17 protein-coding genes and 3 pseudogenes are annotated in these 25,706 nt (G+C 67.5%); 15 read left to right on the top strand and 5 right to left on the bottom strand.

Annotated elements, in window-relative coordinates:
• Positions 1-131: 131 nt before the first annotated feature.
• Together C1701_RS25685 and C1701_RS25680 are read left to right on the top strand one after the other, a co-directional pair.
• Positions 132-428 (top strand): annotated as a pseudogene (locus tag C1701_RS25685) (acyl carrier protein); the annotation flags it as partial.
• A 61-nt stretch (positions 429-489) separates the two neighbouring features.
• The gene (locus C1701_RS25680) at positions 490-924 is read left to right on the top strand and encodes a beta family protein (protein WP_103056805.1); all 435 of its coding nucleotides are present in this window, start codon (positions 490-492) and stop codon (positions 922-924) included.
• A gap of 372 nt (positions 925-1,296) precedes the next feature.
• On the opposite strand, the gene C1701_RS27945 is transcribed toward C1701_RS25680, so the two are convergent.
• Positions 1,297-2,823, bottom strand: a complete 1,527-nt coding sequence (locus C1701_RS27945) for a phosphotransferase (RefSeq protein WP_337661977.1) — start codon at positions 2,821-2,823, stop codon at positions 1,297-1,299.
• A gap of 17 nt (positions 2,824-2,840) precedes the next feature.
• Between C1701_RS27945 and C1701_RS25665 the strand changes: the two genes are divergently transcribed.
• A complete protein-coding gene (locus C1701_RS25665) occupies positions 2,841-3,185 on the top strand; it encodes a hypothetical protein (RefSeq protein WP_030106819.1) in 345 nt (114 codons plus the stop codon).
• Between the two features lie 274 nt (positions 3,186-3,459).
• A complete protein-coding gene (locus C1701_RS25660; RefSeq protein WP_103056804.1) occupies positions 3,460-5,106 on the top strand; it encodes a helix-turn-helix transcriptional regulator in 1,647 nt (548 codons plus the stop codon).
• A 7-nt stretch (positions 5,107-5,113) separates the two neighbouring features.
• Here the strand turns inward: C1701_RS25660 and C1701_RS25655 are convergent, their stop codons facing one another.
• From C1701_RS25655 to C1701_RS25645, 3 genes are all read right to left on the bottom strand, one after another.
• Complete coding sequence (locus tag C1701_RS25655; protein WP_169744186.1) at positions 5,114-5,479, bottom strand: signal peptidase I; 366 nt, start codon at positions 5,477-5,479, stop codon at positions 5,114-5,116.
• Positions 5,461-6,879 carry a transcriptional regulator gene (locus C1701_RS25650; protein WP_103056803.1) on the bottom strand — a complete coding sequence of 473 codons (1,419 nt, stop codon included), beginning with the start codon at positions 6,877-6,879 and terminating at the stop codon, positions 5,461-5,463. The genes C1701_RS25655 and C1701_RS25650 overlap by 19 nt, the downstream gene beginning before the upstream one ends.
• A 140-nt stretch (positions 6,880-7,019) precedes the next feature.
• Positions 7,020-8,351, bottom strand: coding sequence for a hypothetical protein (locus C1701_RS25645; protein WP_337661976.1), 1,332 nt, complete (start codon positions 8,349-8,351; stop codon positions 7,020-7,022).
• A 458-nt stretch (positions 8,352-8,809) separates the two neighbouring features.
• Here C1701_RS25645 and C1701_RS25640 point away from each other — a divergent pair, with 458 nt between their 5' ends.
• The 9 genes and pseudogenes from C1701_RS25640 to C1701_RS25605 all read left to right on the top strand — a co-directional run.
• Positions 8,810-9,943 carry a serine/threonine-protein kinase gene (locus tag C1701_RS25640; RefSeq protein WP_026417967.1) on the top strand — a complete coding sequence of 378 codons (1,134 nt, stop codon included), beginning with the start codon at positions 8,810-8,812 and terminating at the stop codon, positions 9,941-9,943.
• Between the two features lie 631 nt (positions 9,944-10,574).
• Positions 10,575-11,519 (top strand): condensation domain-containing protein, encoded by a 945-nt coding sequence (locus C1701_RS25635; RefSeq protein WP_337661975.1) that lies wholly within the window; start codon positions 10,575-10,577, stop codon positions 11,517-11,519.
• Positions 11,516-12,304, top strand: coding sequence for an FkbM family methyltransferase (locus C1701_RS25630; RefSeq protein WP_103056800.1), 789 nt, complete (start codon positions 11,516-11,518; stop codon positions 12,302-12,304). The genes C1701_RS25635 and C1701_RS25630 overlap by 4 nt, the downstream gene beginning before the upstream one ends.
• Before the next feature lie 142 nt (positions 12,305-12,446).
• Complete coding sequence (locus C1701_RS25625; RefSeq protein WP_337661974.1) at positions 12,447-13,736, top strand: MFS transporter; 1,290 nt, start codon at positions 12,447-12,449, stop codon at positions 13,734-13,736.
• Positions 13,737-13,774: 38 nt separating this feature from the next.
• Complete coding sequence (locus tag C1701_RS25620; protein WP_103056798.1) at positions 13,775-18,319, top strand: non-ribosomal peptide synthetase; 4,545 nt, start codon at positions 13,775-13,777, stop codon at positions 18,317-18,319.
• A gap of 449 nt (positions 18,320-18,768) precedes the next feature.
• Complete coding sequence (locus tag C1701_RS25615) at positions 18,769-18,954, top strand: hypothetical protein (RefSeq protein ID WP_103056797.1); 186 nt, start codon at positions 18,769-18,771, stop codon at positions 18,952-18,954.
• Positions 18,951-19,079: a hypothetical protein gene (locus C1701_RS27940; protein WP_337661973.1), complete on the top strand. Its 129-nt coding sequence runs from the start codon at positions 18,951-18,953 to the stop codon at positions 19,077-19,079. The genes C1701_RS25615 and C1701_RS27940 overlap by 4 nt, the downstream gene beginning before the upstream one ends.
• A gap of 233 nt (positions 19,080-19,312) precedes the next feature.
• Entirely contained in the window at positions 19,313-19,903 is a 591-nt protein-coding gene (locus C1701_RS25610) for a DinB family protein (protein WP_103056796.1), read from the top strand.
• Positions 19,904-20,417: 514 nt separating this feature from the next.
• Positions 20,418-20,888, top strand: a pseudogene (locus C1701_RS25605) (IS701 family transposase); the annotation flags it as partial.
• 401 nt (positions 20,889-21,289) lie between these two features.
• Here the strand turns inward: C1701_RS25605 and C1701_RS25600 are convergent.
• Positions 21,290-22,454 (bottom strand): annotated as a pseudogene (locus tag C1701_RS25600) (IS3 family transposase).
• Between the two features lie 122 nt (positions 22,455-22,576).
• Between C1701_RS25600 and C1701_RS25595 the strand changes: the two are divergent.
• On the top strand, positions 22,577-23,308 hold the full coding sequence (locus C1701_RS25595) for a tetratricopeptide repeat protein (RefSeq protein ID WP_337662316.1): 732 nt from the start codon (positions 22,577-22,579) through the stop codon (positions 23,306-23,308).
• Between the two features lie 698 nt (positions 23,309-24,006).
• Complete coding sequence (locus C1701_RS25590) at positions 24,007-25,527, top strand: recombinase family protein (RefSeq protein WP_337661972.1); 1,521 nt, start codon at positions 24,007-24,009, stop codon at positions 25,525-25,527.
• Positions 25,528-25,706 lie beyond the last annotated feature (179 nt).

Here is a 25,706-nt window from a genome sequence, read left to right as displayed (position 1 = left end):
GCGGGGCGGGGTGTGCCGAGGACGTTCGCTCTCCACGGAGGAGACACGGGTCACCTCCGCGAGAGCGGCGAGGAACTGCTCGGGACCCCGCGTCAGCCAGGGGGATCGTCGTCACCGACCGGGGGCGTGCCATGCGTGTCGGGCGGGTGGGGAGCGGGGGCCGGCTGGTGTTGGACCTGCCCCGGTTGCGGGTCCAGGTCGGGGCCGGGGGCGTGCCCCCGATGCTGCGGGGGCTGGTGCGGACATCTGTTCGGAGAGCAGTCGCCGAATCCGGACCTGGGCTCGCCGCCCGGCTGGCAGGGTTGACCGCACCCGATCAGGTCGCCGTTGTGCTCGACCTGGTCCGTGACCAGGTCGCTGGCGTCCTCGGTCACGCATCGGGAGCGGCCGTCCAACCGCACCACGCCTTCAGCGATCTGGGTTTCGACTCGTTGACGGCGGTGGAGCTGCGGAACCGGTTGAACGCGGTGACGGGGTTGCGGTTGCCGGGTGGACCTGTGGGAGCAGGTCCACCCCGAGCTCGGGTTCCCGTTGCGGTACGGCGACTACGGCGCCGTCCACCCCGCGCCGCTACCCCCTTCCGGGCCGTCCCCTCGGGCTCAACCGAACCCCTACCTGCACTACAGCCTGCGCCGACACCGGCTGACCGTCGCCCGCCGCATACCGGGCAGGAAAGGGCTCGTGGTCCCGAGCGGCGCGATGGAACAGTACTTCCGCGAGGTCGCCGAGGAGGTGGTCGAGGACCAGGACTTCGCGGGACCGCGCTTCTCCTGGGGCGACCGGTGCCTCCACCGCTGCCGGACCGATCCTTCGATCTCGGTGGGTACGGCGGAGTGGTGGATCGCCTACGCGACCTCCCACCACCTCGCCCGGCTCTCGCACCACCCACCGGGCACGCCCCCCGTTTCCCGGTCTGATCGGTGAGGCCGGCCGCCCGGCGCGGGGAGGCCGTCGAGGACCCACCGTGGCCAGGTGCGCCACCGGTCGGTCCTGCCCACCTCCTCGGGCGACGGCAGGGTTGGGGCACCGGGCTCGCCGCCTCGGTCGGCCGAGGCCCACACCGCCCACCGGGCCGGACTGTCACCGGACCTGCCGCCGCGCCGACGCGGTTCGCGGACTTCGCCGCCTGGCGACGCCAGACGTTGACGGAGGAGCGGATCGAGGGTTCTCCGCGGCACTGGGTGTCCCGCCTGACCGGCATCCCCACCGTGCTCGAACTCCCCGCTGACGTGGGCGCCCCCAGGTCGGGAGGCCGACCGGGCGCGGACGGCCCCGGGTGCGCCAGCGCCGGCGTCGTTACCGCCCCGGGCTGGGCGGGTCACCGGGTGTTCGACGGCGAGGTCCGGGTCCGCACGTAGTCGGCCAGGACGGTGAGGTCGTCGACCCTTCGGCGCAGACCTGGGTGTCCGGGACATCGAGCTGGACGCGGACATCGTTCCGGTCCTGTCCTCCCAGAACCTCAGCGATCGCATCGGGCAGGACATCGACGAGATCCGCCGCTCGGCGGCGAACCGGCTGGCCGGCGTGGAGGGGGCCGAGGTCGAGGTTCCCGCGCGCGACCCCAAGGAGTTCATCGACGAGAAGTTGCAGGAGGACCGGACCGACGACGACTGGCGGCGGATCTGGCTCACCGTCCTCGCCCGCTCGGTGGGCATCCCGGCGGAGCCCGACACCGCCGAGGACTACCTGGTGGAGCTGGCCCGAAGGCGTAGCGCCATCTTCGTGGTCGACGGCTTGGAGGACCTCTTCCAGGGGCTCAGCCGGGAGCCCCGCCAACAGCAGGCGCTCCGGGTGTTGCTGACCACCTGCATGGAGTGGATGCGCAAGCTCCGGGGCCGTCGGACCCCGGGGGCGTCCGCGACGGCTGGCACCCCGGGGCGTCGTCCGGCGGCTGGACCCCGGCCGTGCCCCCGGCGGAGCCACCCAGCACGCCCGTCGCCGTCCCGAGAACGGCGTCGCGACCTGGCGGCCTCCTCTGACCCGCCACGCCAGGGGTCGGCGGCGAGGCACGCCGTCCTCGCGGGCGACCGCGACCAGGAGGCCCGGCTGCGGGAGGGAGCGCGGGGCCGGGTGCCGCGGGTCTCGAGGCCGCGTTCGGTGCGCGAGCCGAGGGGACTCGGCCACGGCGACGCGGGGCGGGCCACCGAGGCCACCACCCACGAACCGTCGTCCCGGCCACGGGGACCCCGTCCCGGCGGAGCGCCGGCTCCTCAGCGGCCGGCGGCGGCGAGCTGGTCGAGCAGGACGTCCGGTGCCTCGACCAGCGAGGGCCCGTACCAGGTACGCCCAGGCGAGATCGATCGCCGGGTCTCCCAGGTGCACGTCCCCGAAGTCGATGACACCCGTGATCACGCCGTTGGTCGTGAGGACGTGCTCCGGGCCGAGGTCACCGTGCACCACGTGGTCCGCGGGTAACGAGGCCACGACCGACAACAACCGCTCGGCGCGCGGGCGGTGCACCGTCGGCAACAGCGGCACTACCTCGGAGGTGAGGCGGAGCAGCAAACCGGAACGCTCTTGTCGGGTGGCCCGGCGGGTGAACAGCCCGTGCGCCACCGCCTCGACGGGGTCCACCACGTGGAGGGCGGCCAGGAAACCACCGAGGGCGGCGCCCTGCTCCGCGGTGAACTCGCTGATCGGCCGCCCAGGCACCAGCTCGTGTGGCGGATGTCGGGCTACGAAGCCGTGTGGGCTGTGCTTCGTGGAGCGGTTCTCGCCGAACTGCTGATCGCGGGGTGGCTCGTCACTCGGAACCAGCGGGTTCGGGACGTGGTGGGGGTTCGGTACCGAGGGTGGCGACTCCGGGTTCGTCGCCGCCGGCATGGGGATCGGGGACGGGCATGACAGCACAGGTTGACGCCGCGCTGAACACCTTGATGCGACAAGGATTCGCGTTCCGGTTGGCGCCGGGGGATCACTACGTCCCCCGGACCCTGTTCGGGGAACGGCGACGCGGAACGCACACCGACTACCTCCACATCAGCGGCCCGGACGACTGCCTGGCCGCGCGCATGCGCGCCTCCCTGGAGCCGGTGCCGTCCGACGTGGTGTGGAGCGTGGAGGGCGGTTTTCTCGCCGTCGTGGCCGAATTGCTGTCCCTGCCCGCGCCGGACAGCCCGCACGCGCCGAGGCTGGCAACGCGTCGGGCGGGGGCGCTGTGGACTCCCGGGATGCCGGTGGGCTGACCGGGTCGAGCAACTGGCGTGCGAGAGCGGGGTGATGCGATGGCAGGTCTTGGCGCCTGAGACGAGTTTGGTCCGCGTTCCGCCTCACGAACGCATCGTCTCGGGCGTATCTCTGCCAGCGACGGCCTCGGTGCGAACGACCGCACCGGGGCCGTTCGCTCGCCAGCAACCAGGACGCCCTGTGGGAACCGAGGCGGCGGGCAGTCTTCCCCGCGCGTTCGCCCGGCTACCCTGAGTGCCCGGTGTCGTGCTCTGCACCAGGAGGCGGAAGGTCATGGCGCGAGAAGCCGAAGAAATCCAGGCCCTGCGGCGAGAACTCGGCGAGAAGCTGTCGACCGCCCGCAAGCTCGCAGGCCTGACCCAGGCCGAGGTCGCGCGGCAGGTGTTCTGCGACCGCACCACGATCGCGCACCTGGAGAAGGGCCGGGTCGGGGCGGACGAGCGGGTGTGGCGGGCGGCGGACCGCGCGGTGAGGGCTGACGGCCTCCTCCTGGAGGCGTTCCTCCAGTTCCGAGCGGCCGCCCTGCGCCACGCGAGCGAACAGCGGGCGACCGAGCGCGCGGGTTTCCAGAGGCAGGCCGGGCGGTGGCGGGCCGAACCGGCTGGGCCGCCCGCCACGACGGCCACGGTCGACCCGTCCGTCCCGACGGAGGAACCGGGGTCCCTCGACTCGGCGTGTGACTGGCTGGACGAGCGTGCCGGGTGGTGTCCCGGAACGAGTAGGGACACCGCGGTCGGTGCAGGTCAGGATCGGTCCCATGCTGTCCCGGCTCGTTCGGTTCCCACACCCGACCGGTCGGTGATCGCGGGGGCGCTGGCCCGGTACTACCCGACGTCCGCCGAGGACACCGCTGGCCTGTACGGCGTGCGCGTGGACGGGGCGAGGCTCGGGACGAGCGTGGTGTCCCGTCCTGAGTGGCTGGACCTGTCATGTCCGTTCTCACCCGATCGCGACCGGGTGCGGCTGGCGACCGCCCGCCGGGGCGGGGCGAGGCCGCTGGACGAGCACGCCGCCGTCCGGCGGCTGGCCGAAGCCACCGCGACCGGGGTTCGGATGACGGACCTGCCGATCTACCGGCTCACCGACGCCGACGTCAGCACGTCCCGTCTCGCGGGCCAGGTGGAGCTGCTGCCCTTCACCGAGTACGCGCTGACCATGGACCTGCTGGAAGGCGAGCTCACCCGCGCCCTGGCCAGCGGCGCGGACCTCGCCCCGACGAACCTCCCGCTGCGCAGCGCGTTGCTGCCGGACATGGCCTCCGTGCTGGACGTGGCGGGACGGTTGTGCGCGGGTGGGCCGCTCGCGCTGTGCGCCATCGCCCGGCCGGCCGACGCCTACCGGGACACCGGCGACTACGTCCTCCTGGTGCAACGGCGATCGGCCCAGGTCGTCAACGCGGCAGGCCGGCTCTCGGTGATCCCCAAGGGCTTCCACGCCCCGCTGACCGACTACCGAGCGGACGCCCGCATCGGCGCGACCCTGCTCCGCGAGTTGGAGGAGGAGCTGTTCGGCCGGGCGGACGTGGACGTCACTGTCAACCCGCAACGCGCCGCCGATCCGATGCACCCGAGTCGGTTGTCCGAGCCGATGCGGTGGCTGACCGAGCGGCCGGGGCGGTTGCGGGTGGAGTGCACCGGGTTCGGGTTGAACCTGGTGTCGGGAAACTACGAGTTCGCCAGCCTGATCGTGATCGAGGACGAGGAGTTCTGGCACCGCTTCGGCGGGGATGTGCGGGCCAACTGGGAGGCAGCCGGGCTGCTCCAGTACTCCGCACGCGACCGGGAGATCCTGGCCGAACTCGCCCAGGACGAGTCGTGGAGCAACGAGGGCCTGTTCGCCTTCACCCAGGGGCTGCGGCGCCTGGGCGAGATCGGCGGCGACCGCGTCGACGTTCCCGAGCTCGCCTGGTCCCTGTCCTGACGAGGTGTCAGGTGGCGGAGGGCCATCGCACGGTCATCACCACCGAGTCGGCGAGCGCTTCCCAGGAGTGGTCGACACCGGCGCCCCACATGACGTAGTCGCCCTGCCGGTCGAGGACGGCGCTGCCCTCGGTGAGGTCCACCCGGAACCGCCCCTCGATGAGGATCACCAGCGTGGTGCGGGCGTCGTCCTTGGTCCACTCCGGGCGTGCGTCACCGGCAGGGTGCGAGGCCCACTTCACCTCGACGTCGGCGTCGTGCCGGACGCCCTGCGCGGGGTCGATGAAGTGCCCGACCAGCCACCCCCGGTTGGCGGAACCGTCCTCGGCGGCGTTCCCGGTGGACCACGTGCGGTTCACTGAGCGATCTCCCATCCGATGATTGGCAGTGTGACGCGCTGTCCGTCCAGGTCGGCGAGCCGGCGAAGGCCCTGGAGCATAGCGAACAGCCCCTCGTTGCTCCATGCCGTGTCGGTGACGAGTTCGGTCACCAGGTCCTCGTCCAGAGTGGAGTACCTGCGCAGGCTGGAGGACTCCCAGTTGGCTTCGACCTGGCCTCCGAATCGGGGCCAGAACTCCTCGTCCTCGATCACGATCAGGCTGGCGAACTCGTAGTTTCCCGACACCAGGTTCAACCCGAACCCGGTGCACTCCACCCGCAACCGCCCCGGCCGCTCGGTCAGCCACCGCATCGGCTCGGACAACCGACTCGGGTGCATCGGATCGGCGCTGCGGACCTCGGTGATGGTGTTGTCGATGTCCTCGCGGCCGAACAGCTCCTCCTCCAACTCACGGAGGAGGGTGGCACCGACCCGGGCGTCCGAGCGCACGTCGGTCAACGGTTCGTGGAAGCCCTTGGGGATGACCGCGAGACGGCGCGCGGCGTTGAGGACGTTGCCGGACCGTTCCTGAACGAGGAGGAGGTAGTCGGCCTCGCCTCGGAGGATGTCCGCTGGTCTCGCGATGGCCAGCAGCGCGAGCGCGCCTCCCGCGCACAGCCGGTCGCCGACGGCGAGGACGGCGGCGGAATCGGGGAGGTAGTGCTCCCGCAGGGGAAGCGAACCGGGCTGGATCGGGGTGCCCGCGGTGAGAGCGTCGGTCAGCTCGCCTTCCAGCAGGTCCATCGTGAGCGCGTACTCGACGAAGTGCGTGATTCCCACGTCGCCGCCGATCCGGCCGGGTTCCACGTCGATGCTGAGCAGGCGGTACAGCGGGTTGTTGGTGAGGCGGGTGTCCATGGCGATGACCTCGGCGAGCCTGCGCACGGCGGGGTCGATGGTCTGTTCGGTGAGGACGGGGGTGGAGTCGGGTCTGCCCCCGGTGGCGCGGAGCTGGTCACGTCGGGCGGTGAGGGGGCAGGCGAGGTCGAGCCAGTCGGCGCTGGTGAGCACGCTCGTGTGAGCGGTGGTCGCCCCCACCCGCGCGGCGTAGCGGCCGTAGCCGGGTCGCGGGTCGTAGTAGCGGGCGAGCGCGTCGGCCATGTCCGCCTGGGTGATCCGGCCGCGCCTGCTCCCGCGATCCCGCAACTCCTGCGCGTCCAGGTCCGCGAGGGCTCCGGTGACGGCGTGGCGGGCGGTGCCGGCGGGCCAGGCCGCGTGGTGGTCGATCCACTCCAGGGCCGCCGCGATGTGCGGGTCATCGCCGAGTCGCCGTTCGGCCCGCGCGCTGACCGGCCGCGCGGGCGGGGCAGCGGGCTCGGGCGCGGTAAGGGTTCGGAAACGTTCGCGCTCGGCTGGCGTCGCCTGCTCCAGTGCGGTGTCCAGCAGTTGTTGCATTTCCGATTTCGGCCGCAGGTTCGGTTTCTGGTGCCATCCGGCGACGGTGCGGGGTGCGACTCCCAGCCGTGCGGCGAAGGATTCCTGACTCAGGCGCAGGGCTGATTGCAGCGCACAGGCCGTCCTCCCCGTCCAACCGGTCACCGGGTGCATGAATTCTCCGCCGAGTTCTCGGGAGTCATCGGGAACAGGTCATGTGCGGTGTTTCCGCAGTGGTTCCGCGCGTCCAGCGCGTCGCTGGCCGAGGCGACGACGTTGTCCTCCTGGTGCCGGGTGAGGTGGTGCAGGCGGACCAGGGCCTGGTCGGGGTGGTCGGGAACGATGGCTTCGACGCACAGCCGGATCAGCACCTGGGCGAGGTCCACCGGCAGCGTCCTGTTTTGGGACCAGCGGAGGATCTGCTCGCGGAAACGCCATCCGGCGCGTTGGTCGGCCAGCCCGTGGTCCAGTGCTCGCCCCACCTGCGGCAGCAGGAAAGGCGAGCTCCGCGACTCGCCCCGATCGGACCAGTCCCGCACGAGGGAGAACAGATCTCCCTGTTGCTCTGTCCTGATGCACTGCTCGGCGAAGCGGGTGACCACGAGATCGCGGTCCCGCCCGGTGAGGCCCTGGAGCCGCATGGTGGAGTCGACCCAGGCACGGAACTCGCGGCGCAGCTCCGGGAAGTACCGCCAGAAGTGGGTGAGGACGGCGGATCCGTAGGCGAGGGTGGAGAATCCGGTGACCCGACCGTCCTTGGTCACCGCTCCCACCGCCGCCAGCCGCTCGGCGAGGTCGGGGCGTTCGAGGACGTGCGTTTCCTCCGGCGGGTAGTGGAGTTTCGCGAGGAGGCCGGTCGCCGCGTGCTGCACGGGTTCCAACCTGGCTCCCTCCAGCAGCGCGGCGGCGAGGAGGAGCGCCCGGAAGTGGGCGGAGGGGTTGCTCCGTACCTGCTGGGCGACGTCGTCCCCGTGCCCGTCCAGGGCTTCCAACGCCTGCCCGAGGAGCCTGCCTAACGGCAGGTCCGCCGAGGCTCGGTGCTGGGCGTCCCGGACGAGTTGGGCCAGCTTCGCCAGCTGGCGCATGGGGTCGGACTCGAAGTGGGAGTCCAGTCGAGGATCGTTGAGCTCCGCCTCGGAGAACGGGATCTCGTCGGCCCGCAGGTGGTTGGCGAGCACGGCCCGACCATCGGGGCGCCCCAGCGTGACCAACAGCGGCCGCGACTCACCCGACACCTGGGAGAGCTGGTCCTCGTTGAGGACCACGACCAGCCGGGCTCCCCGCTCCCGCAGCGTGGTGCGGAACGAGTCCAAGTGGATCAGCAGCTCGGCCGGGTCCTGCGGCGGGCGGCTCGCGAGGTCCCACAGCAACCGTTCTCCCGGCTGGATCGCCTTCTCGTCGAGCACGTCCCCTTCCGACTCGGAGGAGCTCGCCGGGAGCTCCCGGTAACGGGCGCGTTCGTCGTCGTCGTGGTGCAGCAGCATCGCCCGCAACGCCCTGGTCGTGGCCGCGGTCGGGTCCGCCGCGGTCGTCGTCGGGCTCGTCCTCTCGCCGGTCAGCCGCCTGCGGAAGATGCCGGAGGCGGTGACCGAGACGCCTTCGGCCGCCTGAGCGCCGGGTCACCAGGGACAACGACGCTGGGCGGCGGTTCCACGCCGAGGAACCGCCGCCCAGCTGATCTCGATCCCGTTGGAGAGGCGGTCCAGGTCGTCCCGGCGGGCTATTGGCCAGCGGCTGCCCGGAACCACGGACGTCGTCGCCGGGGCATCCGCTGCCCATGACCGTCACCGGCCGCGCGTCCGGCGCCCTTGCCGCAGTGCTGACCGCTCCATGAGAATCGGCGAAGTTCCCAGGTTGAGACATGGATCAGCCGAATCGCCGAGTAAGGTATGTCCCTCGGGCTGAGACCGCCGGCGGTAACACGGGGACACGAGGGGGCGACAGGTAGGCTATGAATGCTACGCCTGCGCGGATCGGCCGCTACGTCGTGGAGCGCGAGCTTGGCTCCGGTGGCATGGGAGAGGTGTATCTCGCTTACTCGCCTGCTGGTGATCCCGTCGCGGTGAAGCTCATCCGCGGCGACCGGCTTGATCCGGTCACCCGCGCCCGTTTCGAGAAGGAAGCGTTGATCGCGCGGACCGTTGTCGGAACCAACAGGGTCGCGAGGTTTCTCGATGCGGATCCGTACGCCGATCGACCCTGGCTGGCAATGGAGTACGCGCCCGGCGACACCTTGTTCGTTCATGTCGAAGCTCATGGCCCGCTGCCCGCGCCGCTCGTCGCCAGCCTCGGGGCGCTCCTCGCCGAAGGCTTGGAGGCCGTACATGCCACTGGGTTGCTGCACCGGGACCTCAAACCACAGAACGTGATTATGGGCGACTATGGCCCGCTGCTGATTGATTTCGGTCTCGGTGCCTTCCTGGACGCCGCCAAAGACACCCTGTCACACAGCGGAATGATCATCGGCACTGTGCGTTGTATGCCGCCTGAACAGGCCATGGGGCGTCCGCAGGTCACTCCGGCGGCAGACGTGTACGGATTGGGAACAATTTTGCTGTACGCGGCGACAGGGCATTTCCCCTATGAGGGCGGACGATGGGAAGCCATCGTCGGACGGGTTGCCAACCCTCTCGACTGTCCGGACCTCGCTGGCCTCCCGGCCGTTCTGGATCCATTGGTGTCGTCAATGCTCGCGCACGAGCCGACCGATCGTCCTTCTCTCAAGGCGGTAACCGCTACGTGCGCGAAGCTGATGCACGACGACGGCCTGTCACCCGTGCGCGCCCGTCAGGCCTTGATCGACCGCACGGCTCCCAACCTGTCGGCGACGGCGGCACCGCCCCCACCCTCGGTGATTCTCGATCAGATCGAAGCAACGGCGGGGCCCCTCATCGGCGAGGGATTGGACAGCCCCCTCGACGCTCCCCACGAGGCATCCGACGCCGCCTGGGAAAATGAGGTGTCCAGCGTGGTCGAACAGGCCGCCGTAGCCCCTCCAGCACGTGTGCGTGGGGGCCGGGTGCCCGCTTCACAGCGGGTGGCCGAGGAGCTGCGGAATCAATACAAGACACAACCCGGCTTGTAGCCATTTCCGCGCGGGCGGGACGGGCGAGTTGATGAATGGAGTTCGATTGACCGGGATCGCCGGGTGGGAAGATAGCCGGGACCTCGTCGCTGATGAGATCGAAGCGGTGCGGGAGGTCCCTCAGGCCACCGCGAGGACCTGGACCGCACCCGCACGGACTTCACGTTCGAGCGGGTCGACGGTCCGAGGCACAGCGTTACTGTCTACCTGGACGGCCACCGTTACCACGCGACCCCGCGCCACAACCGGTTGGCGGATGACTGCGACAAGCGCAACCAGCTACGCATCGACGGACGAGTGGTTTTCCAGATCACGTGGGATGACCTCGACCTGTTCGAGCAACGAAACACGCGGACCAAGCCGGTGTGGCCTCCATACCGGGGACGTGCTCAGGACGCTGCCAAGGGACTTTACGAAGTCTCGGGCGGACAGCGCGCCCATCTGGCGGACGCCGTGTTCGTCAACCCGATCAGCTCCCTGCTCGCCTACCTACGACGTCCCGACCCGATGCTGTGGGCACGGCGCGCCAAAGCCTTGGTGGCAGGACTGCTGGCGACCTCACCCACCCCGGTCCACCAAGGAGTCGATCGGGCCGGCGTGGAGGTAGCGCTGCGGGCCGAGCTCGCCGGACGTGAGGTCGACGTGGCCTCCGCGAACGCGGGACCGTGGCACGTCATGCGTGGCACTGACCAGAGTGGGTTGCCTCTCGTCTTCGCCTTCGACACCCACGACGAGGCTTCCGAGGGCGAGACACGCTGGAGCGCCATCGCCATCCTCGACGACAGCGCCGAGGCGCTGCGGGCCGACGAGAACAAGCTTCGCTGTCGATCATTGGCTGCGCGAGATCGGCCCACCTGTGGAGCCCCTTCACTGGCCGTTCGAGGAGCGTCGTCTTCCGGCCTTCCCGCATCAGGGCGACACCTGGGAGATCCGGTTGCCAGCCGACGTGGACGCTCTCGTTCACGAGTTCGCGAACACCGCACGGGCTACACCCTTCGCTGTGCTGATGGCGGCCTACGCCGTGTTGATCGGCGAGGTCTGCCGGACCGACACCCCGGTGATCGGAGGTGGTCTCCGCAACCGGAGGTTGCCCGGAATCGACCGCACCGTGGGGATGTTCGTCAACCAGTGCGCTTTTTCGTACGAGGACTGGCGATCGCGCACCTTTGCCGAGCTGGCGCAGTCGACCACGTCCCGGCTGGCTGCGGCAATGGACCACCAGGAGGTCCCCTTCCCCCTGGTCACCCAGCACCTGACGCTGTCACGTGACCGGTCCCGCAACCCCGTGTTCCAGACCTGCATCTCGATGAACGACTGGCCGGACACCCAGTTGGACTACGGACCGGGCATGACGGTGGACGTGTCGTTTCCGAGCAACGGCGGGGCCAAGTTCGACCTGGACATCATCGTCCTGCCGGAGCCGGGCGGCACCCGGATGTTGTGGCGCTACAGCACTCCGCTGTTCACCGCGGCCGACGCGGAAGACCTCGTGTCACGGTACCTCGCGCTGGTGACGGACCTCGTGGCGGCGCCGCACGCGTTGCTGGGGGCCCGGACCGAGCAGGTGGCGTCGTGACCTCGTTGCGCATGTTGCCCAACGGGCTCAACGTGGTGCAGGTCAACCAGACCGAGACGGACTACCTCTACCGCGAGATCTTCACGGACGCGGTGTACCTGCCTCCTGGTGGGATCACCTTGCCCGATCGCCCCGTGGTGGTGGACGTGGGCGCGAACATCGGCCTGTTCACGCTCTTCGCGGCCAGTCAGTGGCCCGGTGCGGTCGTGCACGCGTGCGAGCCGGTGCCGGACGTGTTCGACGTGCTGCGGGACAATATCCGCGCTCTTCCCGGTGCCACCGCTCACAACGTCGCGCTGGGCGGCTCGGCGGGCAGACGCGAGCTGACCTACTACCCCAGCTACACGATGATGTCCGGTTTCGACGCGGACGACGAAGCCAACCGGGAACTGGTGCGCGCACACATCACGAACACCTCCGGCCCCGAGCGCCGCGCCGCGGTGCTCGACGCGGTGGACGCCGTGCTGGCGGACCGCCTGGTGGGGCAAAACGTCGCCTGCGAGGTCACCACCCTGACCCAGTTCGTCGCGGACTTCGCCGTCGAGCGCATCGACTTCCTTAAGGTCGATGTGGAAGGCGCGGAAGTCGAAGTGCTGCAAGGCATCGACGGCGACACCTGGCGAAAGATCGGTTTCCTGGCCGTGGAGGTGCTCGACCGCGACGGTGAGCTCGCCGAAGTTCGCCGGCTCCTCCGTGAGAACGGGTTCAGCTCGGCAGAACACCAGGAAGCCGCGTACTGGGGTACCGGTCTACACCTGGTGTATGCCCGGCTGGCCGGGTTGTGACGGACGATGAACCCAAAAGCGCGGAGAAAGCGTCCGAGTGGAGCAACGATCGGCTGTCGAGTTTTTGAGGAGGGGCTGGACTTGGAGTCAACACTGCGGCAGGGTGTCTCGCGTGACTAATGTAGACCCAAAGGCGTCCGAGTTGCGCAGCGACAATTCCGGACAGCGCTCGAGCAATTCTCTTTGGCGCAACCGGAATTTCATGCTGCTGTGGGTGGGACAGTCGATCGGCGACATTGGGTCGGCGGTCACCCAGCTAGCGCTGCCGATGGTCGCGGTGCTCGTGCTGAATGCGTCGACTCTGGAGGTCGGCCTGCTGTCGGCCATGACGACGCTGCCGAATCTCCTGGTGTCGCTGCACGCTGGGTCGCTCGTCGACCGGCTGCCGAAGCGGAAGATGATGCTGTTCTGTCACATCGGCCGGTTCGTGCTTCTCGCCTCGATACCGATTACCACCATTCCGGGCCTGGGGTTGCGCCTCACCTATTCCCATCTGCTCGTGGTGGCATTGCTGACCGGTGTTCTGACGGTGTTCTTCATGATCGCCTACCAGAGCTACTTGCCAATTCTTCTCAGTAGCGACGAGCTGCTCGACGGAAACGGAAAAGTGGGGGCCACGCAGTCGTTCGCTTATTCAGCGGGTCCCGCTATCGCGGGTGCGCTGGTCGGCCTGGTCGGTGTGGTCCGGGCGATCGCGATCAACGTGGCCTCGTTCGGGGTGTCGGCTGTCTCGTTGTTCCTGATCCGCAAGGAGGAGCCGCCGATCGAGCCCCGGCCAGCCGGGCACAAGATGCGGCACGACATCTTTGAAGGTCTTCGCTTCGTGGTGAAACACCCGGTGCTGCGCAAGGTCGTCGCCTGCACCGGCACGTCGAACTTCTTCTCTGCGATGGGCTTCGCCGTGGAGATGGTGTTCCTGCTCCGCATCCTGAACGTCGCGCCCGCACTGGTGGGCCTGATCTTCTCGGTGTCCGCGGTCGGGGGCGTGGTGGGCGGCATTTTGGCCGGCCGCCTGTCTAAGCGCGTCGGCAACGCCAGGATCATCTGGTTTTCGATCCTCGTCCTGGGCTTTCCCTCGCTCCTGATGCCGTTGGCACAGCCGGGCTTCGGCGTGCTCTTGTACGCGGTGGGCCTGTTCTTCTTCATGACCATGGCCGTCATGTACAACGTCGCACAGGTCACCTACCGCCAGGTCATCACGCCGCCGGCACTGCTCGGCCGGATGAACGCCAGCGTCCGGTTCATCGTCGTGGGCACCTCGCCGCTCGGCGCGGCGCTCGGCGGCGTCCTCGGCACGGCGATCGGTGTCCGGCCGACGCTCTGGATCGCCTTCGCCGGGGCGTGGCTGGCGGGACTGTGGGTCTTCTTCTCGCCGCTGCGGAAGATGCGCGACTTCGACGACAACCGCGACGACGCCGAGCAGAGCGCATAGCCGCGAACAGACAGTTCCGCGATTCTGGGAGATCTCGCATGGCACACCTGTCCTACGCCCAACGCCGGATGTGGTTCTTCGACCAGACGAACGGGCCATCGTCGACCTACAACGTCGCGCGCGTCTTCCACATCTCGGGGCCGCTGGACCGCGACGCGTTGGCCGCGGGGCTGGCCGACGTGGTCGAGCGGCACGACGTGCTGCGCACGATCTACCCGCCGATTGGCGACGACGTCACGCAGCTGGTCGTCGACCCGGCTGCCCCCGAGAACCTCCTGCACCGCAGGAGTATCGCCGAACCGGAACTCGCCGAAGCGATGAACGTCGAGGCGAGCCGTCCGTTCGACCTGACCAACGACATCCCGATCCGGGCCACGTTGTTCGAGCTCGAGAACGGCGAGCACAGGTTGCTGCTGGTGTTCCACCACATCGCGATCGACGACTGGTCGTACCGGCTGTTGCTGTGTGACCTAACCACCGCCTACACGTCGAGGCTGGCGGGGAAGCGCCCGCCGTTCGATCCCCTGGAGATGCGCTACACCGACTACGTCCTGTGGCAGCAGGAGTTCCTCGACGCCGGGGGCGGTGACGACGAGGTCCCTGCGACGCCGCTGGAGTTCTGGCGCCGGCACCTGGCCGGCCTGCCGGAGGAGCTGGAACTGCCGTACGACCGGCCTCGTCCGGACGTCTCCGCCCACGTCGGAGGCATCGTCGAGGTCAGCATCGATTCGGCGACGCACGGCCGGCTGGCCGCGTTGGCTGCGGCGACGAACTCCACGACGTTCGTGGTGTGTCAGGCCGCCCTGGGGGCGTGGTTGTCCTGTGCCGGCGCCGGTATCGACATCCCGGTGGGCATGGCGTACGCCAGCCGAGACGACGCATCCCTCGAGGAAGTGGTCGGGATGTTCATCAACACGCTGGTGCTGCGGCTCGACCTGGCGGGCGACCCGACGTTCGCCGAGCTGGTGCGGCGGACCAGGGGCACGGTCCTGGACGCGCTCGACCACAGCACCGTCCCGTTCGACCAGGTGGTGGAAGCGGTCAACCCGACCCGTTCCTCCAACCGCAACCCGCTGTTCCAGGTCATGACCAACTGGCAGGAGGACATGGGGGACGACGGCGGTCTTCGCCTCGACGGCACTCGGGTGGAGGCGTTGCAGACCAGGAACAGCAAGGCGAAGTTCGACCTCTCCGTCTACTTCGCCGAGCGGAAGAACGGCGACGTTCCCGCGGGCATCGACATCGTCCTCGGCTACGACGTGGGTCTGTTCGACCAGGAGACCGCCCAGTCGATGGTGGGCTGGCTCGCCACCGTTCTCGACGAGATCTCCACCGATCCGGGCCGGCGGCTGTCGGAGATCGAGTTCGTCGGGCCGGCCGAGCGCGAGCTCGTGCTCCGCACGTGGAACGACACCGCGGCCGGACCCGCCACGCAGCACCTGCCCGGCATGTTCACCGACCAGGTTCGGCGGAGCCCGGACGCGGTCGCGGTTGAGTCCCCGGACGAGGTGATCACCTACGCGGAGCTGAACGCCAGGGCGAACCGGCTCGCGCACCTGTTGCTCCGGCACGGCGCGGGACCCGAGACGTGCGTGGCGGTCGTGGTTCCCCGGACGACTGCGTTGCTCGCGATGCTGGCGGTGCTGAAGGCGGGCGCGACCTTCCTGCCCATCGACCCCGACTACCCTGCGGACCGGATCGCCTACATCCTGGACGATGCCGAGCCCGCCCTCGTCCTGACGACCGCGACGCTGGACCTCGGCCTGGGGGACCGCCGGGTGCTGGTCCTGGACGGGCCAGAGGTCACTGCGGCACTCGCGGACTGTCCGGAAACAGACCCCGGCGCCAGCGACCGGCCTGCTCCGCTCGAGCCGGACTCTCCTGCCTACGTCGTGTACACGTCGGGATCGACCGGGCGTCCCAAGGGCGTCGTCGTCACGGCCAGGGTGCTGATCAACCTCCTGAGGTGGCAGCTGGGGACGATGGGCGCTGAGCCTGGAACCAGGGTGTCGCAGTTCAGCGCCATCAGTTTCGACGCGTTCGAACAGGAGATCCTCGCTGCGCTGTTCACCGGGCAGACCGTGGTCGTGCCGTCGGAGGACACCAGGCGTGACCCGAACGCGTTGGCCAGGTGGCTGGAACAACGGGACATCAACGAGTTCCTCGCTCCTGACATCGTGGTGCGAGCCACGCTCGAAGCAGCGACCGAGCAGAACCTCCGGCTGGACCGGCTGCGCACCGTGATCCAGGGCGGTGAGCCGTTCCAGCTGACCGGCCACCTGCGCGAGTTCCACCGGCAGCGGCCAGCGATCACCGTGTTCAACCATTACGGGCCGTCCGAAACCCATGTGATCACTGGTGTGACCCTGCCTGGCGACCCCGATGTGTGGCCGACCGTCGCGCCCATCGGGAAACCGATCTGGAACTGCCAGACCTACGTCCTCGACGCGAAGCTGCGGCCGCTCCCGGTCGGCGTCGCCGGAGAGCTCTACCTGGCAGGCGCCGGCCTGGCTCGCGGGTACCTCCGCCGTCCCGGTCTGACCGCGGAACGGTTCGTGGCCAACCCGTTCGGAGCCCCCGGCGAGCGGATGTACCGCACCGGCGACGTCGTCCGGTGGAACCGCCAGGGTGAACTCCTGATCGTCGGCCGCACCGACGACCAGGTCAAGATCCACGGCATCCGGGTCGAGCTGAGCGAGATCAACTCCGTGCTCCGCGGACATCCGCTGGTCGCTCAGGCGGCCACGCTCCTGCGCCAGCACAGCTCGGGCGACAAACAGCTCGTCTCTTATGTCGTTCCTGCCACGTCCGTCGAGCTCGAACCGGCCGACCTGCGCCGGCACGCGGCGAAACTCCTGCCAGCGGCGGTCGTCCCGTCCGCGTTCGTCGTGCTTGAAGCCCTACCGCTGAACTCGAACGGCAAACTGGACCGGCAGGCGCTGCCCGCTCCCGACTTCTCCGCGCTGTCCCGCGCCAGCGGCCGTCCACCGCGCTCGCCGATGGAGAAGGCGTTGTGCCAGATCTTCGGCGGGGTGCTCAAAACGCCGTCGGTCGGCGCCGACGACAACTTCTTCGACCTGGGCGGGCACTCCATGCTCGTCATCCGGTTGCTGAAGCGCGTGCAGGCGGAGCTGGGTGTCGAATTGAACGTCCGGACGGTTTTCGAGCATCCGACGGTCGCGGCGCTGGCCGCGGCGGCCGAGACGATGGACGGACCGGCACAGGTCACATTGGCGCCGACACCGCGGCCGGAGCACGTGCCACTCTCGTTCGCACAGCGGCGACTGTGGTTCGTCGACCAACTCGAGGGACCGAGCTCGCAGTACAACCTCGCCCCGATCAAGTGGCGGATCACCGGCGACCTGGACCTGGACGCGCTGGCAGCGGCACTCACCGACGTGGTCGTGCGGCACGAGAGCCTGCGCACGGTGTTCCCCGACATCAACGGCCGGCCATTCCAGCGGATACTCCCCGCCGGGGAAGTGACCGTGCGCCTGGAACGGCAGCAGGGCGAACCTGGTGATCTGGCGGAGTGGACGGCCAGTGTGTGCCGCCACGAGTTCGATCTGGCGAACGAATTGCTCGTGCGTGCGGACGTGCTGTCGCTGGCTCCGGACGACCACGCGTTCGTGGTGGTGGCACACCACATCGTTGCCGACGGCTGGTCAGTCGCCCCCCTGCGTCGGGACCTGGCCACCGCCTACGCCGCTCGAACGAGGGGCCGGGCACCGGAGTTCTCGCCGCTGCCCGTGCAGTACGCCGAGTTCACCTTGTGGCAGCACGAGGCGCTCGGGCAAGAGAACGATCCCACCAGCGTCCTCGCCGAGCAGGCCGGCGTCTGGAGGCGCACGCTCGCCGACGTCCCCGACGTGGTCAGCCTGCCGAACGGCCGCTCCCGCCCGGAGACGGTCAGCGCACGTGGCGCGTCGGCGGACTTCCTCGTCGAGCCTGCTTTATACGACCGGGTCCGGTCGCTCGCCAGGACCGCGCATGCAACACCGTTCATGGTGCTGCATGCGGCTCTGGCGGCACTGCTGACCCAGCTGGGAGCCGGATCGGACATCGTCATGGGCGCGGCGGTCGCCGGCCGGTCCGATGCTCAGCTTGACGACCTGATCGGCTGCTTCGTCAACACGGTCGTGCTGCGCATCGACACGTCGGGCGACCCCACTTTCCAAGAACTCCTAGCGCGGACCCAAGAAGCAGACCTCATGGCGTTCCAGAACCAGGACCTGCCGTTTGAGCACGTCGTGCGCATGCTCAAGCCCGCCCGCTCCCGCTCGCACCACCCGCTGTTCCAAATCATGATCAGCATGCAGACCGGTGGGCAGGGGGCCGGGTTGCCCGGCCTCCACGTCGACGACCTCGCGATCAGCACGACATCGACGTCGAAGTTCGACCTGAGCATCGGGTTCATGGAGTCGGCGAGCGGATCCCTGCAAGGGAAGATCCAGTACGCGACGGACCTGTTCGACAGGTCGGTGATCGACGAGCTCACGGACGGCTTGGTGGCGCTCTTGCAGCGGGTTGTCTCGCGGCCGGACCTCTCCCTCGGCGCCGCTCACCTTACAGCCTACAGATAGAGACTTCCTCCATGTTCCGAGCCCGCAACGTTCGTTTGGGGAATTTCGAATCCACGATCACGACCTGCGGGAGATCTGCCGGTGCTTGCACGGTGGACTTCGCGTCGTCTGGCAGCCGCCGACAGGCTCACGGGCCGAGGTCTGGGTCGTGGCGAGGTACGCCGATGTGAACGCGGTCTACCAGAATCGTCTTCGGTTCACTTCCACCAAGGGGAAGGTGCTGTCCACTCTGGCGCGAGGCCATGACTCGGCCAGGGGAAAGATGCTGGCCGTAGTGGACGGCGAGCGCCATCGGGCCGTCTGCAGACTGATGATGAAGTCGTTCATTCCCAAGGCACTCGCGCCGGTGCTCGACAAGGTTGAACGCCGAGCACACCGAGTGGTCGGGCGACGTCGATTTCGTAACCGACGTCGCCTAAGAGATCTCGATCAATGTCATCGGCGGTCTGATGGACGTGCCGGACCGCGACCGTGAACAGCTGGCGAGCTGGAACACGCTCGCGCTGGCGCAGCACCTGGCGCAGTGGCGAGCGTTGAAGGGGGGCGTGGCGGGGATCGACACGGCGACCGACGAGATCCTGCGGTGGACGACTCCGTCGATGCAATTCGGCGCCACGTTGTTGCCGACGCCGTGATCGGCGACCAGCCCGTTGCTGTCGACGACATCATCACCTTGTGGAGCGCGGCGGCCAACATGGACGAGGAAGCGTTCCCGAACGCCGCGGTGTTCGACCTCAGCAGGAACCGAATCGGCACATAACCTTCGGGTTTGGTCCGCACGTGTGCCTCGGCGCGTTCCTGGGACGTGCGCACCTCGGCGCAGTGCTGAGTGCGATGCGCGAGTTGTGACCCACGATCGAGGTGCCCGTACCCCCTACTCGTCTCGATTCCAACGCCGTCTCCGGCTACACGAGCGCACCGATGCGTCTGGTGGGCAGCTGATCGAACTACCCTGCCCGAAGGCACACAGGACACAGTGGGATGCTAGGAGCCATGATCGATGAGTTCGCAAAGGAATACCTGCACGGTGACCTCCGAGAGGCGAGGGAGACGGTCGTTTGGAAACTCGACGGACTTAGCGAGTACGATGTTCGCCGTCCGCTGACGCCCACCGGAACGAACCTGCTGGGGCTGGTCAAACACCTGACGAGGACCGAGGCGCGATACTTCGGCGACGCGTTCGGCCGCCCGTTCCCGGAACCGGTACCCGGTCACGGTGACGACGCCGAGCTGGACGCGGACAAGTGGGTCACTGCGGACGAGTCTCGTGACGAGATCATCGACCGTTACCTGCGCGTGAGCGCGCACTCCGACGAAACGATCAACGAACTGCGCGTCGATGCCCCCGGCCACGTCGCGCACTGGCCCCGCCCTGACGTCAAACTGTTCAACGTCTTGGTGCACGTCCTCACCGAGACCACCCGCCACGCCGGCCACATGGACATCCTGCGCGAGACCCTGGACAACGCAGTGGGGACGGATCTGGCGACTGCGAAGTACCTCGACCGCGGAGCCGGCTACTGGGAAGCCCACTACGCCAGGGTCGAGGAGGCAGCCAAGCCGTTCAGCGCCACCAGCCCCTGAGGCGTAGGGCCGCGGCGGCGTCTCCAAGATCATGTGCGTCGATGGCGCGAGTGGCGATCGATCTTCTGCGGCTCGCACCAGTAGACGAACGAATCTTGTCGTCCGCTTTTAGCAATACGACAGTACATGCGACACTTGCGCGGGTCCTCAAGGCCGACGGGGCGGATGCTCGATACGAGCATCCGCCCCGTCAGCAGGGACAGATTCTGTGGGCTGCCAGAACGGTGCATTCGCCGCGTGCAATGAGCCAGAAGCCCCGAACGCTTTGGAATCATTTACGCGACCATTGGATGGTGCTGCTCACCGGTGAGCGCGAGGAGTGCGTTACGACGTCTTCTGGACACCGACGACAACGGCAGTTCGACACGACTGACCTGAGGAAACGCTTGATCATGTGGGTGCACCCAACAAGCCAGTGTACGAACCTAAACCTGTTGGTCAGCGGGCTAGTACTGCAACGGCAGTTCGGCGTGTCGTGAGAGGCTGAGGTCTGTCCGGCGGTGATGATCACCGCGTGGTGGATGTTGCTGGGTGGGTCGCGTCGTTGGATGCGGTGGTGGAGCTGATCGCGGGCCGGTTCGGTCGGGTTGAGCCGCGCCGTCGGGTCGGGGCGTATCTGCGTGGGCTGCTCGCGGGTTTGGAGCGCAAGAACGGCTGGACGTTGGCCGAGCACGCCGGGGCGGTGTCGCCCGACGGGATGCAGCGGCTGTTGCGCACCGCCGGGTGGGACGTCGACGGGGTGCGTGATGACCTGCGCGGCTACGTGCTCGACGCGCTCGGGGACCCGGCCGGGGTGTTCGTGATCGACGAGATCGGGTTCATCAAGAAGGGGCGCCGCTCGGCGGGGGTGCAGCGCCAGTACACCGTCGCCACCGGGAAGATCGACAACTGTCAGCTGGGGGTGTTCCTGGCCTACGCGGGCTCGCGCGGGCGGGCGTTGATCGACCGGGAGCTCTACCTGCCTAAGTCCTGGACCGACGACCGCTGCTTAATGGTGTGCAACAGCTCGTTGATCTCGAGTTGGAGGGCCAGTATGGACACGATTCTCCTGGTGCTGTCGCTGAGGGGTGGACGTGTAGACAAACTACTGCCGGAAACCAGGTCAAGCCCTTAGTCTGGCTAGTCTCAAGTTCTCCCGGTAGGGCTCGATGAACTCATCGTTCTGGAGTGCCTCGGTTGTTGCTTCGATCCCGCGACGCAACGCTTCGGCCGCTTGCTGATACCTGCCCAGGTACAGGTAGGCTCGACCGCGTTGCATCTCCAGGTATGAGTCTGAATAGAAATAGATCCACGGTGGTTCCCTGCCGGGAGAACTGCTCGCCTGCCCCCTGAGCTCGTGCGCCTCGTCCAGTTTGGGTCTGCTGCACGAGTAGGTGACAGTTGTAGTCACGCAGCCTGACTGGCTGGCGTGGACATGATTACTTCGTATTCGATGGGGGTCAACCTGCCGAGAGCTGCCTGGCGCCTGCGACGGTGGTAGGTGCGCTCGATCCAGGTCACGATCGCGATACGCAGCTCGTCACGGGTGGTCCAGGTGCGCCGGTCGAGAACATTGTTCTGCAGCAACGCGAAGAAGCTTTCCATAGCCGCGTTGTCACCCGCCGCGCCCACCCTGCCCATCGACCCGGTCAGGCCGTGACGCGCGAGGACACGGACAAATTTCCTTGATCGAAATTGCGATCCACGGTCGGTGTGCACCACGCAGCCGGCGACCTCACCACGGCGGGCGAGGGCGTTGGTGGGCGCGGTGACGGCGAGACGAGACTTCATCCGGAGTCGATCGAGTAGCCGACGATCCGGTTGGAGCAGACGTCCTTGACCGCACATAGATACAGCTTTCCTTCTGTGGTGCGGTGTTCGGTGATATCGGCCAGCCACAGCCGGTTCGGCGCGGTGGCGGTGAAGTCGCGGCGGACCAGGTCGTCGTGGACCGGTGGTCCGGTCTTCTTGCCGTTGCGGCCGCGTTTCTTGCCGAACGCGCTCCACCAGCCCATCGACGAGCAGATCCGCCATGCCGTCCGATCCGCCATCGACACACCGGCGTCGCGGGCTTCGTCGGCCAGGAACCGGTAGCCGAACTCCGGATCGTCGCGGTGCGCGTCGAACAACGCGTTCGCCCGATGCGCCCGCTCGAGTTCGGCCCCGGTGACCTGCTGGACACGCCACCGGTAGTACGGCTGTCGAGCGATTCCGAGTACCCGGCACGTCACCGCGACCGGAACACCGTCCGCGGCGAGCTCGTTCACGAGCGGGTAGAGCCTTTTCCCGGCAGGTTCGCCTGCGACAGATACGCGGTCGCCCGGCGCAGGACCTCGTTCTCCTGCTCCAGCAGCTTGATCCGCTTACGCGCCTCGCGCAGCTCGGCCGAGTCGCCGCGGCTCACACCGGGCTTGGCGCCTTCGTCGACCTCGGCCTGGCGCAGCCACTTGAACAACGTCATCGGGTGCACCCCGAAATCCTTCGCGATCTGCTCGACGGTCACACCGGGCTCACGGTCCCGAGCGACCCGCACGACATCGTCGCGGAACTCCTGGGGATAGGGCTTGGGCACAGCGACATCCTCCCAGGCCAGCCTCACGGCTAGCCAACTCAGATGTCACCAACCCGTGCAGCAGACCCGACGCAGCGGAACGTGCCTGGGTTCAGGCAGTCAAGGCGGGTGACACCAGGGTGATGGTTAATCTCGGCATGCTGTTGGCTGAGGTTGGTCGTGTTGCTGAGGCTGAAGTGTGGCTTCGGCGGGCGGTTGATGCCGGTGTCGACCACGCCATGCTTGGACTGGGGTGCGTGTCCGCCGAGGTTGGTCGTGTCGATGATGCTGAGTTCTGGTATCGTCGCGCGGTTGAAGCCGGTGACAGTGCGGCGAATCGCCTATTGGATGACCTTTATGTAAATTCTGGTCGGTTTTATGATGCTGAGGTCTGGTATCGTCGCGCGGCTGAAGATGGTGTTGACGAGGCATTTGTAAATGTAGGTTTCCTGTTGGTTAGTGCCGGTCGTGTTGGTGAGGCTGAGGCTTGGTTTCGGCGTGCCGTTGATGCCGGTATCAATGAAGCTTTACTTGGTCTGGGGCTTCTGTCTGCCAAGGCTGGTCGTGTTGGTGAGGCTGAGATCTGGTATCAACGTGTCATTGAATCCGAGGCTAGCGGTGTGATGTTCGATTTGGTGATTATGTATGCTCGGACTGGTCATGCTGGTGAGGCTGAGGTCTGGATTCGGCGCGCGGTTGATTCCTCGATAAAGGAGAAAATGGCAGGGCCATTGTTCCTGATGGTTAATGACGGTCATGGTAAAGGAACTGAGCTTGCCGTCCGGAGTCTATTTCAGGCCTACCGTTTGATTGGGGTAGAATATTTGCTTGATGGAGCCCTTGATCTTCTTCGTTCGAAGAATGAGGAGGCGTGATATCTCCATGTCGGCGAGGGTGGGTCGGTGTCCGCAATCGGGCAACGTGAATGAGTCATAGAGGGCAGCGGTAGTCACTTGAAGCGGTGGCCAAAATTCGAGACTGATTTTTCAGTCTGGGTGTCCTTGGTGCTGGCTTCCTCGTTAATTTCGTCCTGAGGCGTGTCGAGTTGATCCAGTCCCCGCCATGAAGGAGAAGCTTGGCCTTCGATCACCCTTCCTGTCGTTCGCGTGGGACTTCTTCTGTTGCCGCATATCGCTGACCACCGAGCCCGTGTTGGTTCAACTCAGTGGTCGAGTCGACCAGGGGCATATGATTCGATGTTGAGCGACGCCGATTTGATCACATCAGCACGGGACGAGGGGCGACCTTTCAGTTCCTAATGAATTCGGCGACGCGGCAGATTGTGTAATGAGCATGACAATGATCAACGTCTCCGCGAGGAGGGTGGAATGCGGTGCAAACGGGCTGTCGGCGCGCAGGGTAAACTAATTGGTCAACGTGGTCCTGTTGCTCCTGCTGGGTGTGTGGTGAAGGTGGATCTCGGGGAGGAGAGTCCAAATATCGACCCGGAAGTGGCGCGGGCGCTGCTGAGGATTATCGAGAAAGCATCAAATATGTATCCCTCGAGTGACGTTTGTGAACGTGCGTGGATCAGGCGGAACGAGAATCACCATACGACAAGGGCAGGGTAACGATGCGATTCGCCTTCTACGGCCGAGTATCCACTGAAGACCAACAGGATCCCGAAGCCTCCCGCAACTGGCAGAGAGCGAGGGCACAGGCGCTGATCGAGCGGCACGGCCCCATCACCACGGAGTTCTTCGACGTGGGGCAGTCCCGCTCCATCCCCTGGAAACGCCGTCCCGAAGCCGCCCGCCTGCTCCGCGAAATCCGAGAGCCCGCCCGCAGCTTCGACGCGGTCGTCATCGGTGAGCCGCAGCGCGCGTTCTACGGCAACCAGTACGGGCTGACCTTCCCGGTCTTCATCCACTACCGAGTCGGACTGTGGGTGCCCGAAGTCGGAGGTGCGGTGGACCCGGACTCCGAAGCCCATGACCTGGTGATGTCGGTCTTCGGGGGCATGAGCAAAGGCGAGCGGAACCGCATCAAGATCCGGGTTCGCTCGGCCATGGCCGCGCAGGCGAGTGTCGAAGGACGGTTCCTGGGCGGACGCCCGCCGTACGGCTACCGGTTGGCCGACGCCGGCCCGCACCCCCACCCTGGTAAGGCCGCTGAGGGGAGACGGCTGCGCCGCCTGGAACCGGACCAGGACACCGCACCCACGGTCCGGAGGATCTTCCACGAATACCTCAACGGTCGGGGAATCTTCGCGATCGCAGAGGGACTGACCCGAGACGGGATCCCCTCACCCTCGGCCGCCGACCCGACGCGGAACCGTCACCGGTCAGGTGTGGCGTGGTCCAAGGGGGCGGTGCGGGTCATCCTGTCCAACCCCCGCTACACCGGCCGGCAGGTCTGGAACAAGCAGCGCAAGGAGGAAGTGCTCCTCGACGTCGAGGACGTCGCGCTCGGACATGAGACGAAGATGCGCTGGAACGACCGCGACGCCTGGGTCTTCTCCCGGGAGATCGTGCACGACCCACTGGTCGACCTCGACACCTTCGAGCGCGCCCAGCAGGTCGCGGCCGCCCAGGGCCGGGGACGTGACACCCGGGAGCGGCGGCGCACCCGCCACCGCTACGTGCTGCGGGGTCTGCTGCGGTGCGGACTGTGCGGGCGGCGGATGCAGGGCCAACAGAGCCGGGGCGTGCTCTTCTACCGGTGCCGGTTCCCCAACGAGTACGGCCTGGCGAACAAGGTCGAACATCCCAGGAACGTGTACCTTGCCGAGCGGGACCTCCTGGGGCCGCTCGATGACTGGTTGAGCAGGTCCTTCGCCCCGCATCGAATCTCCGACACCGTGGACGCGCTGTGCGCTGCCCAGCGGGAGAAGGAGGAGGACCCGGTGGAGACGGCAGCGGCCCGGCTGGTTGGGAGTGCGACAGGGCGTTGCGTCGTCACAGGGCGGCGTTGGAGGCTGGTGCCGACGCGCGCCTGGTGGCCGAGTGGATCGCGGAGACCCAGGCGCGGCGCGCTGAGGCACTCAGCCGTTCCACGACGGCGGGAGCGCGGCGGGTGTGGACCGGCGAGGAGCTTCACGCGGTTCTCGAGGAGATGGGAGACCTGCGGAGCGTGTTGGGTGCGGCGGACCTGACGACAAGGCCGAGGTGTACCGCCGTCTGCGGCTCCAGGCCGTGTACCACCCGGGAAAACGAACTGTGCGGGTCGAGACAAATCTCGACCCGCACAGTTGGGGTTATAGTACGTGTCCGAGGGGGGACTTGAACCCCCACCCTCTTGCGAGGACTAGCACCTCAAGCTAGCGCGTCTGCC

The sequence above is a fragment of the Actinoalloteichus sp. AHMU CJ021 genome, assembly GCF_002895405.1.
Lineage (GTDB): Bacteria > Actinomycetota > Actinomycetes > Mycobacteriales > Pseudonocardiaceae > Actinoalloteichus_B > Actinoalloteichus_B caeruleus.
This window is presented reverse-complemented; position numbering and strand designations above follow the sequence as displayed.

Excerpts from the sequence above, each read along its gene's own strand:
- C1701_RS27945 (WP_337661977.1), bottom strand. The coding sequence starts at position 2,823 with ATGCCGGCGGCGACGAACCCGGAGTCGCCACCCTCGGTACCGAACCCC.
- C1701_RS25665 (WP_030106819.1), top strand. The coding sequence starts at position 2,841 with ATGACAGCACAGGTTGACGCCGCGCTGAACACCTTGATGCGACAAGGA.
- C1701_RS25660 (WP_103056804.1), top strand. The coding sequence starts at position 3,460 with ATGGCGCGAGAAGCCGAAGAAATCCAGGCCCTGCGGCGAGAACTCGGC.
- C1701_RS25655 (WP_169744186.1), bottom strand. The coding sequence starts at position 5,479 with ATGGGAGATCGCTCAGTGAACCGCACGTGGTCCACCGGGAACGCCGCC.
- C1701_RS25650 (WP_103056803.1), bottom strand. The coding sequence starts at position 6,879 with ATGCAACAACTGCTGGACACCGCACTGGAGCAGGCGACGCCAGCCGAG.
- C1701_RS25640 (WP_026417967.1), top strand. The coding sequence starts at position 8,810 with ATGAATGCTACGCCTGCGCGGATCGGCCGCTACGTCGTGGAGCGCGAG.
- C1701_RS25620 (WP_103056798.1), top strand. The coding sequence starts at position 13,775 with ATGGCACACCTGTCCTACGCCCAACGCCGGATGTGGTTCTTCGACCAG.
- C1701_RS25615 (WP_103056797.1), top strand. The coding sequence starts at position 18,769 with ATGGACGTGCCGGACCGCGACCGTGAACAGCTGGCGAGCTGGAACACG.
- C1701_RS25610 (WP_103056796.1), top strand. The coding sequence starts at position 19,313 with ATGATCGATGAGTTCGCAAAGGAATACCTGCACGGTGACCTCCGAGAG.
- C1701_RS25595 (WP_337662316.1), top strand. The coding sequence starts at position 22,577 with ATGGTTAATCTCGGCATGCTGTTGGCTGAGGTTGGTCGTGTTGCTGAG.
- C1701_RS25590 (WP_337661972.1), top strand. The coding sequence starts at position 24,007 with ATGCGATTCGCCTTCTACGGCCGAGTATCCACTGAAGACCAACAGGAT.